The organism is Kocuria sp. ChxB, assembly GCF_044359605.1.
In the GTDB taxonomy this organism is placed as follows: domain Bacteria; phylum Actinomycetota; class Actinomycetes; order Actinomycetales; family Micrococcaceae; genus Kocuria; species Kocuria rhizophila.
The window spans coordinates 757,739-772,708 of the sequence record NZ_CP121123.1; the positions used below are offsets into that span (position 1 = coordinate 757,739).

Consider the following 14,970-nt stretch of genomic DNA (forward strand, 5'->3'; position numbering starts at 1 on the left):
TCGGACGGTAGGGTGGACGGGGTGAGAACGACCCCCGAATTGCTAGCCGCCATTGCCGCCGCAGCCGTGCCCGGAGTGGCCCCCGTGGCCACCGGTCCTTCTCCCGACGACGCCGCGGACTTCCGGTCCTGCGTGGTCCAGGACGCCGCCGGGAAGCGCTGGCGCGTCCGCAGTCCCCTGACCACCGAGGCGAGCATGCGCCTGGAGACCGAGCACCTGGTGCTGCAGGCCTTCACGCCCTCCATCCGCTGCCACCTGCCGTTCCACCTGCCCTCCGTGGCCGGGTCCGTGGCCCGGGGCGAGCTGCGCACCTTCGTGTACTCCCACCTGCCCGGTGCCACGCTCAGCCTGGCGGAGCTGCAGCGGCAGAACACCCACCCTGAGCCGCCCCTGCACGCTCCGTCCCCGAGTGCCACGCCGCGCGCGCCGATCGCCGTGCAGATCGGCCGGGCCCTGGGCGCGTTGCACTCGTTGCCCCGCGCGCTCGTGATGGACGCGGACCTGCCCGCCTACAGCGCCGAGCAGTGCCGCAAGCGCATGCTCCACGACCTCGACCGCGCCGCCACCACCGGTCAGATCCCCGGCCAGCTGCTGCGCCGCTGGGAGGAGGCCATGGAGGACACCACCCTGTGGCAGTTCTCCACCCGCGTGGTGCACGGGGACCTGCACGAGGACAACATCACGGTGAACCACGGGTCCCTGGCCTCTTTCACCGGGTGGAGCGACCTGCACGTGGGAGATCCCGCCGAGGACTTCTCGTGGCTCGTGGGCATGAGCGACTCCACGTTCGCGGACACCGTGCTGGAGGCCTACTCCGTGGCCGCCGTCCAGCCGCCCGACCGCCACCTGCTGCGCCGCGCGCACCTCAAGGCCGAGTTCGCACTGGCCGAGTGGCTGGTGCGCGGCGTGGACCGGGACATCCCGTCCATGGTGGACAACGCGCGCCGCATGCTGGACACGCTGGCGCGCGACGTGCGGGCCAGCGAGTCCCCCTCCCCGGGGGTTCCCGGTCCGCTCGACGAACCAATCCCGTCCGGGGCCGGCTCGAGCGCCCTGGACCCGCCGCAGACCGGCACGCACGTCCCCGCGGACGAGTCCGGGCCCGGCGAGGAAGCCACCGGTGAGGAGACCAAGGGCGCGGAGGCCACCTGCGAGGGTGCCCCTGAGGTGGAGGGCTCAGCCCTCGGTCACGGTGACGGTCACGGAATATCGGGCGACTCGTCTGACGCGGGCGCTCCTCCCCGACGGTAGATGGACGCCACGATGCGCTCGAGCTGCTCCTCGTCCGCGAGGTCGTGGGGGCGCACCACACGGTCCTCCGCCACGTAGTAGAACGCTGCCGAGACCCGTTCCACCGGGACGTCCTGCCACCGTGCGAACGCGAGCCGGTAGAGGGCGAGCTGGTCGGACTTCTGCCGCAGGTCCCGGCCGTGCGGGACCCGCCCGGTCTTCCAGTCCACGAGTTCCCACCCGTCCTGGGTGCGGAACACGGCGTCGATCCGCCCTCGCACCGTGAGCGAACCCACCGGCGTCTCCACCGGCAGCTCGATCGCGAAGGGCTGCAGCGTGGCCCACGGGCTCGCCCGGAACGTCTCCGTCAGTCGTGGAAGGTCGAGGTCCTCGTCCACGTGGTCGTCCGCGCCGGGCAGCTCGTCCAGGTCGAAGATGGCGGCGTCCCCGTAGAAGTTCTCCACCCACGTGTGGAACGCGGTCCCCGCCCGGGCCGCTGATCCCGGTTTCCGGGGCATTGGACGGCGCAGCCCGCTGACGAACCCCTCGGGATCGCTGTCCATGGCCACGAGTGCGGATGCCGAGACGTGCGAGGGCATGTGCACGGTGCGCGGGCGGTCGGGGTCGGCGCGTCGCGCGAGCAGCAGCTCGGCCTCGTGCCGCCACCGCCGCACGGTGGCGCCCTCGGGTCCAGAGGCAAGCTCCTCGTCCGAGAGCTCGCGCAGCTCCGGGAAGCCTCCCTCCCGCACGGCCTGCGCGGCCGCCTCCGCCCGTGCGCGGCGGCCCGCGTGTGCCGGTGGCAGAACCGTTTCGGTGAGCCTGCCGTCCGCGTCCCGTGAGGTGCGGGTGATTGTGGGGCCCTCCAGGGGGTCGTAGGGCCAGAGGGCGCTGACCCGGGTGTCGAGCTGGGGGTTGCCGTCCGCCTCGGAACCGTCAGCCCACGGTCCTTCCTCGAACCCCGGGGTGGCGGCCTCCGCCATGTCCCTGGCCTCCTCCAGGAACGGCGAGACCGCCTTGGGCTTCTTGCCGGTGCCGCGGTACACCGAACCGGAGAGTTCCAGCAGCGTCTTGGCGCGGGTGAAGGCCACGTAGGCCAGGCGGCGTTCCTCCCCCAGGTCGTGCTCGGCCACGTCCTCGGTGAACTCCGCGAACGACGCCTCGAGCTCCCGCACGTCATCCACCCGCGGTGCCCACTCCGGCAGCTGCGACGCGTCGCCGCGCAGCGGCCAGGGGAGCTTGGCGGCGTCCCCCGTCCACGCGGAGGAGTTCTTGGACGGGAAGTCGTCCTGGTTCAGCCCCGGAACGTAGACGTGGTCCCACTCCAGGCCCTTGGAGGCGTGGACCGTGAGCAGCTGGACGGCGTCGTGCCGGGTGTGGGAGGGCGGCAGGTCCAGACCGTTCTCCTCCCGGGACGCGGCCTCGAGCCAGGCGAGGAACGCCGCGACGTCGTGGGTGCGCGTGGTGGCCGAGAACTGCACCGCCTGGTCCGTGAAGGCGTCCAGGTTGCGCCGCGCGGTCGCGGGATCCTCCCCGGGCAGCGCGGCCAGCTCGATGTCCAGCCCGAGCACCGTCTCCACCTCGTGGATCACGGTGGTCAGCTCGTCCCCGAGCACCTCCCGCAGGGCCTTGACGTCCGCAAGCAGCGACCGGAGCCGACGCATGCCCTCCGGGGTGATGCTGCGGCCCCGCGAGGACACCCAGCCGTCACGCGGGAGGGTCTCGAGCGCCTCGATCAGGCTGGAGCCGTCCACGGCATCGGCCATCACCACGTCGCCGGCGTCCTCGCCCGTGGGGGTGTCCCGGGTTCCTGGGGCCCCGGTCTCCGAGGGGGTGGGCTCCTCGCCTCGCGCGGCGCGTTCGTGCCGCCGTTCCAGCTCGGCCGCCCAGTCCCCCAGCGCGGCGAGGTCCCGCGCGCCGAGACGCCAGCGCGCCCCCGCGAGCAGTCTGGCCAGGGCGTCCGAACGGCCCGGGTCCGTGAGCACGTGCAGCATGGCCACGACGTCGCTGACCTCCGGCGTGTGCAGCAGCCCGCCCAGCCCCACGACCTCGTAGGGGATGTCGAGAGCCTCGAGCTCCAGCCTCAGGGGCTCGAACTGCGCCCTGCGGCGGCACAGCACGGCCATGGTGGGCATCTCCTCGAGAGGCTGGCCCTCGTGGGCGGCCCGCTGCTCGTGGATCAGCCCGGCGGTGGCCTGGGCCTCCTCCGTGTCCGTGAGGTAGCGGCTCACCCGCACGCGTCCGCGGACCGCGCCGGGGGCGGGATCCAACGGGGGCACCTCCACGGACGCGGCGGACCGGCTCCAGGACGGTGCCGTGCGCAGCGGGGCGGCCACGGCGTTGGCCACGTCCAGGACGGCCAGGCTGTTGCGCCACGCGGTGGTGAGGAAGCTCGTGGGGGCGTACCGGGAGTGACCGTCCGCCCCGCGGAGCGGGAAGTTCTCCACGAAACTGAACAGCTGCCCGGACGAGGCGCCGCGGAAGCCGTAGATCGACTGCTGCGGATCGCCCACGGCCATGACGCAGTGCCCGTCCCCGTAGAGACCGGAGAACAGCGCCAGCTGGGCGTGCGAGGTGTCCTGGAACTCGTCCAGCAGCACGACCTTGAAGCGGTCCCGCTCCACGGTCCGCGCGTGCGGGTCCACCCGGACGATGCGCGCCGCCAGGGACAGCAGGTCGCCGTAGTCCAGCGCCGACTCCTGACGCTTGACGGCGTGGAAGCGTTCCACCAGCTGCGCGAGGACATCCGTCTGCTCCATGCGGGACAAGGCCTTCACCACCTTGTCCCCCGGGGACTTCTTGCGGCCGTCCGGCGGGACGTCCTGGCACGCCACCCGGAAGCGCTGGACGAACTCGCGGATCCGGCGGGCCTCCACCAGGTGCTCGGAGGCCTCCGACGACAGGGTGATGAGTCCCCCGGTCAGGGTGTCCACGGCGGGGACCGACTCGGGCAGGGGACCGTCCCAGCCGCGCACCAGATCGCTCGCCAGCTGCCACGTCTGGGCCTGCCCGAGCAGCACCGTGTCCGACTCGATGCCCAGCCGCAGCCCGTAGCTGCGCACCAGGGAGTTCGCGTAGGAGTGGTAGGTGCTCACGGTGGGCTCCTGCACGGCCCCCGGAGCGTCCTCGTCCTCCTCGGGCTCTGCGAGCAGACCCGTGCTGCGCAGCCTGCGGATCTTCGTGGCAATCCGCTGCGAGAGCTCACCGGCGGCCTTTCGGGTGAAGGTGACGCCCAGGATCTCCTCGGGACGCACCAGCCCGTTGGCCACCAGCCAGGTGACGCGGTCGGACATGGTGGTGGTCTTGCCGGAACCGGCACCGGCCACCACGAGCCGCGGTGTGAGGGGCGAGGCGATGACCTCGGCCTGCTGCTCCGTGGGCGGGTGCTCCCCGAGGGCCTCGGCGATGTCCTGCGGGGAGAACCTGATGTCCCCCGGGGTGAAGTCCTGCATGGTCATTTCTCCGTCACCTGTCTGCCCTGCGCGCACAACGGGCACAACCACGGCACCGCGCACGATCTGCCGTGGCCGCCGTTCTCCTGCTCCGCGGTGTGGCGGGCCTCGAACTGGGTCCCGGCCATCAGCAGCGCCGCCTGGGCGATGAGTTCCCGGGCCCACTGGTGGTCCTCGTCCAGCGGGTCCTGCTGCTGGACGCCGGGCCTGGCGGCGGCGTCACCGAGCTGGACGAGCAGCGCTCCTCCCGGCTGCGTGAGCACCGTGCCCTCGGGCAGCTCGATCCGCTCGGGACGGTCCGTGCCGTGCAGGTCCTCGCTCTGAACGCTGTCCTGCATGGCCTGCCCGGCACCGGCCTGGAGTGCCACCTGGTAGGCGGCGAGCTGCGGGTGCTCGGGGATGTCGTCCTTGGTGGGCTTGTGCTTGCCGGTCTTCAGGTCCACCACCACGTGGCGGCCGTGGGCGTCCACCTCCAGGCGGTCCACCCGCCCCGTGAGCAGCGCGTCCCGCGCGGGGTTGCGCACGAGAACTTGGAAGCTCCCCTCCACCGCGACCAGCTCGCGCTCGTGCTGCGTGCGCATCTCCCGGGCGTACTGCGCGAACTTCCGCAGCATGGTCTCGGCGCGTTCGAGCTCCTGCGCACCGGTCCACCCCTCGGGCATCCCGAGGGAGGGCCACCGGCGACGCAGTTCCGCGATCAGCTCCACGGCGTCCGCGTCCGGCATGTGCTCGGCGATGTCGTGCACGAGAGTGCCCAACCCGCGTTTGAGGTCCGTGGTCTCCGTGGCGCGGGCCTCGCTCACGAACCAGTCCAGGGGCGAGCGGTGCACGGTCTCGATCTTGGAGGGTGACACCCGGACGGCCTCCTCGGGGTCGAACAGCGCATCTTCCGTGGTCAGGGGGTTCACTCCCCACCACTGCTCGGGTGCGGCGCCCGCCACGGGGTCCTCGGCCGTGGCGAACTCGTGGAGCAGCCGCGCGGCCGCCTCCCGGTGGATCTTGGGCACGTCCTCCGCGTGGAGGGTCCGCCGCAGGGTGCCGGTCAGCTGGCGCAGGGTGAGCGGTTCCGGAGCGTCGAGCGCCTCGACGGCGATGCCCGTCTCCTCACCGCGGCCCAGTGCCACGAGATCCACGAACTCGGACGGCTGCTCGTCCTGGGTGGCCACCGCCGTGACGGTGAGACTCGTGCGGGCGCGGGAGACGGCCGTGGCGAACTGGCGCAGCTCGTCGAAGCGCACCTGGCGCAACCGGTCCACGGCACCGAGCCGCGTGGCCTGCTCGGGGCCGTGGTCCAGCGCGTCCGTGAGGACCTCCGTGCCGAGCAGCTGCCCGCGCAGGGCGGTGTTGGGCCACACCCCCTGCTGGACGCCGGCCACGACCACGTGCGCCCATTCCCTTCCCGCGGCCCCGGCGGGGGTGGTGACGGACACGTTGTCCTCCGCGGGTGCCCTGGCCGCGAGGGTGTCCATGGGCAGCTCCTGGTGGTCCATGTAGTCCATGAACGCCCGAGCGGTGGCCCCGGGAACCTGGTCCACGAAGCGCTCGGCGGCCTCGAACAGCCCGACCACCGCGTCCAGGTCCCGGTCCGCCCGCACGGCCTCCGCTCCCCCGGCCAGCGCACGACGCCGCCAGCGCGGCCCCACTCCCGAGGCCTCCCACAGCGCCCACAGCACGGACTCCGCGGTGGCACCGGGAGCGTCCAGCGCGGCCTGCCCGGCCTCGAGCATGTCGGCGACCCGAGCGGCGGCGTCGGAACGGACCTCGGCGAGCTCCAGCAGGACGCCGTCCCCGAGGGCCTGGACGAGGAGGTCGTCGCTCGTGCGCCCCCCGCCCGTGCGCAGCTCGTAGCCGCGCAGCCGCTGCCGGATGCGGCGCACCTCCATGGGGGAGGCGCCACCGATCCGCGAGGTCAGCAGGGAGACCGCCGTGGCAGCGGTGAGCACGGTGCGCGGGCTCGTCTGCTCGTCGCGGGCGGCTGACTCCTCGTGCGGCGTGTCTGCGTCCCCGGTCTGGTCCGTCTCCCGCGGTGGTGAGTCGTCCGCCCCACCGGACGGGGATGGGCCCTCAACCTGGTGATGGTCGCCGGGCAGCTCCTGCGCCGCCAGGAGCAGCCGGAGGGCGTCCAGCAGCGGAATCACCGCGGGCTCGTCACGCAACGGGGTCTCCGCGGCGGACGTGGTGGTGGGAACACCCAGGGACGAGAGCTGCCGGGTGAGCGCGGACAGCTGCGGGCCGCTGCGCACAATCACCGCCATGTCCCGGTAGGGGACGCCGTGCAGCACGTGGAGCCGCAGGAAGTGGTCCGCGCACCAGCGCGACTGGGCCGTGGGCGACTCGAACGTGGCCACCCGCACCCCGTCCGGTGCGACCGCGCGTGCGGCCGTAGCCGCGGGGGCCACGGATGCGGCGACGCCGGCGGCGTGCTCGTCCGGAGGACCGGCGGGGGGATCAGCTGAGGGTTCGGCTTCCGGGTCGGCCGGTTGCTCCGGTGCTCTGTCGGTGCGTGCTCCCGCCACAACGGGAACGGCCCGCGCCACGCGCTGCCACGCCTCATTGACGGCACGGGACATGCGGTGGCTCGTGTGCAGGTGCAGGCGCTGGACGGGGCGAGCGGGTGTCCCCACGCGGTCCTCCAGGGTGCGCAGCGCCTCGGGGCGTGCCCCGCGGAACCCCTGCACCGTGGTGTCCGGATTGGCGGTGAGCACCGCGTCCTGACCGCGGCACAGCACGCCGATCAGCCGGTGCACGGAGCGGGTGGCCTCCTGCAGGTCGTCCACCACGACCACGTCCAGGCGCTGCTGCTCCCGCGCAAGGAACTCGGGGTTCTCCTCGAGGACACGGGCGGCGCGGTCCACCAGTTCGGAGGGGTCGAAGACGTTGGGCATGCGCAGCGCCCGGACCTGCTGGTACTCGGTGCGGAACGCGGCCGCGGTGCGCCACTCCGGGTGGCCGAGGGGCTCGGCCCACGCGGCGAGCTGCTCGGGTTCCACGCGGTACTCGTTCATGCGGTCGAACAGCTCCCGCAGCTGACCGCGGAATCCCCGCGTGCCGAGCGCGTCCTGAAGGTCCGCGGGCCACACCACGGAGCCGCCGAGACCAGCGGCGTGACCGCGCATCATGTCCGCGAGGAAAGCGTCCTGCTCCGGCCCGGACAGCAGCACCGGGGGGAGGTCGATGCCCGGCATGAGCCCCTCCGACTGCGCGCGACGCAGGACGTCGAAGGCGTACGCCTGCCAGGCCCGAACCAGCGGGGTGCTGATGGTGGCCGCGGCCCGGCGGCTCACGAGGTCCCGCAGCGTGGCCGCGGACTCGCGGGAGGGAGTCAGCACGAGGATCCGCTGGGGGTCCGTGCCCGCGGCGATCCGACGCGCCACCCCCTCGACGACCACGGTGCTGCGCCCCGTTCCGGGCGCTCCGAGCACCAGCACGGGGCCGTGCCCGGCCGACAGGTCCACCACCGTCCGCTGCGCGGGGTCCAGCTCCACGGGCACCTGGGCGGTGTCCGTGCCGCGTGGCGGGAGGACACGCCAGGAGGCTTCTCGCTGCGTTCGCATGGGCTCATCCCACCACGTGCCTCCGACACGCATAAGGGCGTGGGTCACACCCAGTACCGTGGTGCCATGTCCTCCCCGAACCACTCCGACGACGCCGCCCAGCCCGCCCTCTTCGACGCCCCGGAGCCGCCCGCCGCCCCGGGTGCCGCCGCTGGCGCCGAACCGGCGCCCGAGCAGCCCTCGCTCTTCGATCCGGTCCCCGGAACCACCGAGGATCCCCGTGACGGATCGACCGGGCCAGCACCACACGGGTCGGGATCAACCGGGCCGGGCCCGTCAAAGCCGGGTGCGGCCCCCGCATCTTTGGAGACGCCCACGTCCGCGGGGATGGTGACGCGAGCGGCACCTGCTCCGCGGTGGTCCGTTCCCGGCGCCCCCTCCACAGGGGCCCAGGCACCAAACTCCGCGAACGTTAGGGTCGCGAACGGTACGGTCGCGAACGGTGCGGTCGCGAGCGGCGTCGTGGCGGCGGGCGGCCCGTGGCACGAGGGCCCCCGCGCGTGCTTCGACCTGGAGACCACCGGGCGTGATCCCCAGCAGGCGCGCATCGTGACGGCCTCCGTGGTGCTGGTCTCCCCCGCGGGAGAGGTGCAGCAGGAGTGGGAGTGGCTCGCCGACCCCGGCATTGAGATCCCGGAGGAGGCCGCGGCCGTGCACGGGGTCAGCACGGAACGAGCGCGGGCGGAGGGCCGCCCGGCGGCCGAGGTCACCTCCGAACTGGGCGCGGTGCTGGCCGGTTTCTGGCGTGCCGGGATCCCCGTGCTGGCATTCAACGCCGCGTACGACCTCACGGTGCTCACGCGCGAGACCGAGCGCCACGGCCTGCCCGCCCCCGAGCCGTTCCCCGTGCTGGACCCGTTCGTGCTCAACAAGCAGGTGCACCGCTACCGCCGCGGCAAGCGCACCCTGGGTGCGCTCTGCGAGGAGTACGGCGTGGTGCTCGACGCCGCTCACACCTCCGCCGCGGACGCCCTGGCCACCGAGCGGCTCGCCGCCGCCCTGGCCGATCGTTTCGCGGAGCTCCGTCAGCCCGCCGCCGCGCTGCACGGGGCGCAGATCGGGTGGGCGGCCGAACAGGCCGCGTCCCTGCAGGAGTACTTCCGCCGCAAGGATCCCGCCGCGGTCGTGGACGGCACGTGGCCCGTCCACCCGCGCCCGTAGACCACTCCCCCGGAACGACGGCGCGGCACCCCTCTCAGGGTGCCGCGCCGTCGTCGTCCCGCGCGTGCGTGCCCGCCCCGGACACCCGGTCCGGGCACAACCGGAAATGCAGGACCGGGTCAGGCCTGCGGGGGCTGTGCCTCCGCGGCGGCCCGCGCCGCGGCCGGCAGCGCCGAGAGGATCCGGTCCATCGCGGAGTCGTCGTGCGCCGCAGAGAGGAACCACGCCTCGAACACGGAGGGCGGAAGGTAGACGCCGGCGTCCAGCATCGCGTGGAAGAACGGGGTGTACCGGAAGGCCTCCTGGCCCTTGGCGTCCGCATAGTCGTGCACGCCCGTGGCGCGGGTTCCGAACGCCACCGAGAACAGGTTGCCGGCCTCCTGGATGGAGTAGTCCACCCCGGCGGCGTCGAGGGCCTCACGCAGTCCGGCGCGCAGCTGCTCGGAACGGCGGTCGATGGTCTGGTAGGCCACCGCGTCCGCGCACTTGAGAGTGGCGAGACCCGCGGCCATCGCCACCGGGTTCCCGGACAGCGTGCCCGCCTGGTAGACCGGCCCGTTGGGGGCCAGGTGCTCCATGATGTCCCGGCGGCCGCCGAGGGCCGCGGTGGGCAGCCCGCCGCCGATGACCTTGCCGAACGTGAAGAGGTCCGGCGCCCAGCTCTCGCCCGCCGCGTTGCTGAGACCCCAGTACCCGGCCTCGTGGACGCGGAAGCCGGTGAGCACCTCGTCCAGGATCATGAGCGCGCCGTCCGCCTGCGTGATGCGGCGGATCGCGGCGTTGAAGCCGTCCTCGGGGGTGACCACGCCCATGTTGCACGGTGCGGACTCGGTGATCACCGCGGCGATCTGGCCGGGGTGCTCGGCGAACGCGGTCTCGAGCGCGGCGACGTCGTTGTAGGGCAGCACCAGGGTCTGTGCGGCGGTCGCCTCGGTGACACCCGCGGAGCCCGGCAGCGCGAGCGTGGCGAGACCCGAGCCGGCCTCGGACAGCAGCGAGTCCACGTGGCCGTGGTAGCAGCCGGCGAACTTCACCACGAGGTCACGGCCGGTGAAGCCGCGAGCCAGGCGCAGGGAGGTCATGGTGGCCTCGGTGCCCGTGGAGACCATGCGGATCTCCTCGAGCGGTGCCACGCGGTCCACCACGAGCTCCGCGAGCTCGGTCTCGCCGCGCGTGGTGGCGCCGAAGCCCAGGCCGCGCTCCACGGCCTCGTGCACGGCCTCGGTGACCACGGGGTGCGCGTGCCCGATCAGGGCGGGGCCCCACGAGCACACGAGGTCCACGTACTCGCGGCCGTCCACGTCCGTGAGGTACGGGCCCTTGGCGGCCGCGATGAACGGCGGGGTGCCGCCCACGGAGTTGAACGCGCGCACGGGCGAGTTCACACCCCCGGGCATCACGCGGCGGGCACGGTCGAACAGTTCTTGCGAAACACTCATGAGATCACGTCATTCCTTTCGCCGGGACCGGGTCCCGGGCACCGCGCGGGCGCGGCGGGTGGGCAGTTACCGGCCGTTCTCCTGGCGGAGGCGGCGGGCGAGTTCAGCGGCGTAGTAGGTCAGGATCGAGTCGGCGCCGGCGCGCTTGATGGAGAGCACGGACTCGCGGATCGCGGCCTCGCGGTCGATCCACCCGTTGGCGGACGCGGCCTCGATCATCGCGTACTCCCCCGAGATCTGGTACGCGGACACCGGCACCGGGGAGGCGTCCGCGACCTCGCGCAGGATGTCCAGGTAGCTCATCGCGGGCTTGACCATGACCATGTCCGCACCCTCGGCGAGGTCCGTCTGCAGCTCCAGCAGGGCCTCGCGCCGGTTGGCGGGGTCCATCTGGTAGGTCTTGCGGTCCCCGGTGAGCGTGGAGTCCACGGCCTCGCGGAACGGACCGTAGAACGCCGAGGAGTACTTGGCGGTGTACGCGAGCACGGAGACGTCCTCGCGGCCTGCGGCGTCCAGCGCGGCGCGGATCACACCCACCTGCCCGTCCATCATCCCGGACGGGCCCAGCATGTGCGCCCCGGCCTCCGCCTGGGCCACGGCCATCCGGCCATAGATCTCCAGCGTGCGGTCGTTGTCCACGCGGCCCTGGGCGTCCAGCACGCCGCAGTGGCCGTGGTCGGTGAACTCGTCCAGGCACAGGTCCGCCATCACGACGACGCCGTCCCCCACCTCCTCGCGCACCGCACGGATGCCGCGGTTCAGGATCCCGTCCGGGTCCAGCGCGGCGGAGCCCTCGGCGTCCCGGGACTCGGGCACGCCGAAGATCATGAAGCCACCCAGACCGAGCTCCACGGCCTCCGCGGCGGCGCGCCGGAGCGAGTCCATGCTGTGCTGCACCACACCGGGCATCGAGGACAGGGGCTGCGGTTCGCCGATCCCCTCCTTGACGAACACCGGCAGGATCAGGTCGGAGGGGTCCACCCGGGTCTCGGCCACGAACCGGCGCATGGCCGGGGTGCTGCGCAGCCGCCGGGGGCGGGACACGAGGTCGTACGAGACGTCGTCGTTCATCTGCAGGTCTCCTGGTTCATCGAATCGTTGCGTCATGAGAAGTCGTTGCGCCCGGCCGTGCCGGGCGTTCCGAGCGCATGCACCACTGCGTCGGCGAGCGCCTCGGGGGTGGGCTGCCCGGCGGTCACGGGGGTCAGGCCGCGTTCACGCAGTGCGCGGGCAGTGGGCTCACCGATCGCGATCCACGCGGTGCCCGCCGACGGACGGTTGCCGTCCAGCAGCTCCGCCGCCCGCGACGGCGCCGTGACCACCACGGCCGCCAGCTCACCCGAGGCGCACGCTGCCCGGGCGGCCGTGCGATCGAGCTCCGGGGCGTCGTCCGGCTCGGACGCGATCCTGCTCAGCGGCCGCGGGGCGGGGGCGGGCACCATGTCGTAGGCGCAAGTCCGCCAGACACGGTACCCCTTGGCCCGCAGGCCCTCCTCGAGAGTGGTGGAGGCCAGCGCGGACACGGGCAGCAGGGCCCGTGGTGCACCGGACGCGGCGGGGGACTGCCTGCCCTCGAGCCCCGGCTCCTCGATGCGCTCCGGCCACTCCTCGAGCATGCCGACGGCGCTGGAGGTCTCGGCGGGCACGAAATCCACGCCCACACCGTGCTCGGCGAGGGCCCGCGCGGTCGCGGCACCCACGGCGGCGATCCGCAGCGGGGCGGGCCGGGCGGCGTCGAGATGCGCGCTCCAGTCCGGGGAGTCCGCGACCGCCGCGAGGGCGTGGACCGCGGTGGCCGAGGTCAGGCACAGCCACGTGGGAACAGCGGGTCGAGCCGCCTCGCGCAGCATCTCGCGCAGGGGCTCGGTGTCGAGGGGCAGGGAGGCCTCCAGCAACCGGACGGTGCACGGCTCGTACCCGCGCTCCCGCAGCAGCGCGGCCAGAGGGCGCGCGGCGGCGGGATCGCGGGTCACGAGCACGCGACGGGGTGTCACAGGCTCAGCCGCGCCAACCGGTCGGCGCCCTGGGAGAGCAGGTCGTCCGCGACCCGGCGCCCGAAGGCCTCGGCCTCCTCGACGGACGGCGCGGGCACGGACTCGCTGCGGCGCATCACCTCGGAACCGTCCGGGTTGGCCACGACCACGTCGAGCTCCAGGACGTCCCCGGCCACGCGGGCGAACGTGCCCACGGGCGCGGCGCAGCCAGCCTCGAGCTGGGCGAGCACGGCCCGCTCCGCGGTGACCGCGAGCCGGGTGGGCAGGTGGTCGACGGCCTCGAGACCCCTCATGAGCGGCCCGGCGGGGTCCATCTGGGCACTGACCTCGAGTGCGAGCGCGCCCTGACCGGGCGCGGGCAGCATCATGTGGGGGTCCAGGTACTCCGTGATGCTGCCCTCGAGCCCCAGCCGCTTGAGACCGGAGGCCGCGAGCACCACGGCGTCCAGGTCCCCCGGATCACCGGGAGCCACCCGGTTCAGGCGGGTGCCCACGTTGCCGCGGATGTCCACGATGCGCAGGTCCGGGCGCAGGGCCCGCAGCTGGGCCACGCGCCGGGGTGAGCCCGTGCCCACGGCCGCACCCTCGGGCAGCTCGGCGAGCGTGAGGCCGTCCCGGGCGCACAGGGCGTCCCGCGGGTCCTCACGCTCGGGCAGGGCAACGATCCGCAGACCCTCCACGGGGGCCGTGGGGAGGTCCTTGAGCGAGTGCACCGCGAGGTCCACCCGCCCGTCGAGCACCTGTGCCCGCAGCGCGGTGGCGAACACCCCGGTACCGCCCATCTGGGACAGCGGCCCCGTGAGGACGTCCCCCTCGGTGCGCACCGTGACGAGCTCGTGGTCGATGCCCCCGGCACGGGAGACGGCCTCGGCCGCCCACCGGCTCTGGGTCATGGCCAGCTGCGAGCCACGGGTGCCCACCCTGAACACGGGTCCACTCACCGGTGGATCACCTCGCCGTTCTCGTCGAGGCCCACGGGGATGGGCTCGCCGACGGGCCGCTGGGCGATCGTGGGGCGGGGTTCGCTCTGGCCGCGCAACACCTTCACGCAGCAGTCCGGAGCGCACGTGTCGAACCACGTGCCCTGGGCGCACGCGGAGACCCGCGGGGGCGCGGTGGGCGTGCCCAGCCGCTGCTCCACGAGGTCCGCGAGCGCGGCCACGAACTTGGGATCGGTGCCGGCGGTGGGGATGCGCTCGAACTCCAGACCGGCCTCGGCCGCGGCGTCACGGGCCTCGGTGTCGAGGTCCCAGAGCACCTCCATGTGGTCCGAGACGAAGCCCAGGGGCACCACAGCCACGCCGGTGACCCCCTTGCCGGGCAGCTCCTCGATGACGTCGCAGATGTCCGGTTCGAGCCACGGGACCTGCGGGGGCCCGGAGCGGGACTGGTACACGAGCTCCCACTCCACCCCGTTCATGGGCTCGCCCACCTGCTCCACGATCCAGCGCGCGGCCGCGAGGTGCTGCGCCACGTAGGCGGAGTTCCCCTCGAAGCTCATCCGCTGGGAGCCGGCCGCGTTGGCGTCCGTCATGGGCACGGAGTGGGTGGTGAACAGCACGCGCACGGGTCCGTCAGTACGCTCGCGCAGGGCGAGCAGCGAGTCCCGCAGCTTGGTGGCGTACGGGCGCAGGAAGCCCTCGGAGTCGTAGTACTGCCGGATCTTCTCCACGTGCAGCTCGTCCTGCAGCCCCGTCTCCTCCAGGCCCACGCCGTAGTCCTCCCGGTACTGGCGGCAGCTGGAGTACCCGGAGTACGCGCTCGTGGCGAGCACCAGCAGGTCCCGGTACCCGCGCTCGTGGCTCTCGCGCAGCACGTCCGCCACGTACGGGTCCCAGTTGCGGTTGGCGAGCAGCACCGGCAGCTCCACACCACGGCGCCGCAGCTCGGCCTCGAGCGCATCGCGCAGCGCCCGGTTCTGGGCGTTGATGGGGCTCACGCCGCCGTTCGCACGGTAGTGGGTGGCCACCTCCTCGAGCCGCTCGTCCGGGATGCCGCGGCCGCGCGTTACGTTGCGCAGGAACGGGATCACGTCCTCCTGACCCTCCGGCCCACCGAACGACGAGAGGATCAGGGCGTCGAAAGTGTGCGGCGCGTTGGCGCGCTCGGCGCTCAAGGCATTGGTCTCTCGGGTGTCAGTCAT

The 14,970-nt window shown here is 73.2% G+C and carries 9 protein-coding genes; 2 read left to right on the forward strand and 7 right to left on the reverse strand.

Translation table 11 applies throughout. The features are described from left to right. Positions 1 to 21: 21 nt before the first annotated feature. On the forward strand, positions 22 to 1,251 hold the full coding sequence (locus tag P8S73_RS03250) for a macrolide 2'-phosphotransferase (RefSeq protein WP_223246044.1): 1,230 nt from the start codon (positions 22 to 24) through the stop codon (positions 1,249 to 1,251). Here P8S73_RS03250 and P8S73_RS03255 read toward each other — a convergent pair. Together P8S73_RS03255 and P8S73_RS03260 are read right to left on the reverse strand one after the other, a co-directional pair. Beyond that, positions 1,200 to 4,685 (reverse strand): ATP-dependent DNA helicase, encoded by a 3,486-nt coding sequence (locus tag P8S73_RS03255; protein ID WP_102613163.1) that lies wholly within the window; start codon positions 4,683 to 4,685, stop codon positions 1,200 to 1,202. The genes P8S73_RS03250 and P8S73_RS03255 overlap by 52 nt on opposite strands. Continuing rightward, entirely contained in the window at positions 4,682 to 8,233 is a 3,552-nt protein-coding gene (locus P8S73_RS03260; protein ID WP_396350505.1) for a PD-(D/E)XK nuclease family protein, read from the reverse strand. Before P8S73_RS03260 ends, P8S73_RS03255 begins: the two co-directional genes overlap by 4 nt. A 462-nt stretch (positions 8,234 to 8,695) precedes the next feature. On the opposite strand from P8S73_RS03260, the gene P8S73_RS03265 reads away from it, so the two are divergent. After that, positions 8,696 to 9,394, forward strand: a complete 699-nt coding sequence (locus P8S73_RS03265; RefSeq protein ID WP_102613164.1) for a 3'-5' exonuclease — start codon at positions 8,696 to 8,698, stop codon at positions 9,392 to 9,394. Between the two features lie 119 nt (positions 9,395 to 9,513). Here P8S73_RS03265 and hemL read toward each other — a convergent pair whose 3' ends face one another. The 5 genes from hemL to P8S73_RS03290 form a co-directional block, all read right to left on the reverse strand. Then, positions 9,514 to 10,833: a glutamate-1-semialdehyde 2,1-aminomutase gene (gene hemL / locus P8S73_RS03270; RefSeq protein ID WP_102613165.1), complete on the reverse strand. Its 1,320-nt coding sequence runs from the start codon at positions 10,831 to 10,833 to the stop codon at positions 9,514 to 9,516. Between the two features lie 66 nt (positions 10,834 to 10,899). Then, a complete protein-coding gene (hemB, locus tag P8S73_RS03275; RefSeq protein WP_102613166.1) occupies positions 10,900 to 11,904 on the reverse strand; it encodes a porphobilinogen synthase in 1,005 nt (334 codons plus the stop codon). A gap of 32 nt (positions 11,905 to 11,936) precedes the next feature. Beyond that, entirely contained in the window at positions 11,937 to 12,827 is an 891-nt protein-coding gene (locus P8S73_RS03280) for a uroporphyrinogen-III synthase (protein WP_396350506.1), read from the reverse strand. Continuing rightward, positions 12,824 to 13,768, reverse strand: coding sequence for a hydroxymethylbilane synthase (gene hemC / locus P8S73_RS03285; RefSeq protein ID WP_102613168.1), 945 nt, complete (start codon positions 13,766 to 13,768; stop codon positions 12,824 to 12,826). The genes P8S73_RS03280 and hemC overlap by 4 nt, the downstream gene beginning before the upstream one ends. After that, a complete protein-coding gene (locus tag P8S73_RS03290; protein WP_102613169.1) occupies positions 13,765 to 14,970 on the reverse strand; it encodes a ferrochelatase in 1,206 nt (401 codons plus the stop codon). Before P8S73_RS03290 ends, hemC begins: the two co-directional genes overlap by 4 nt.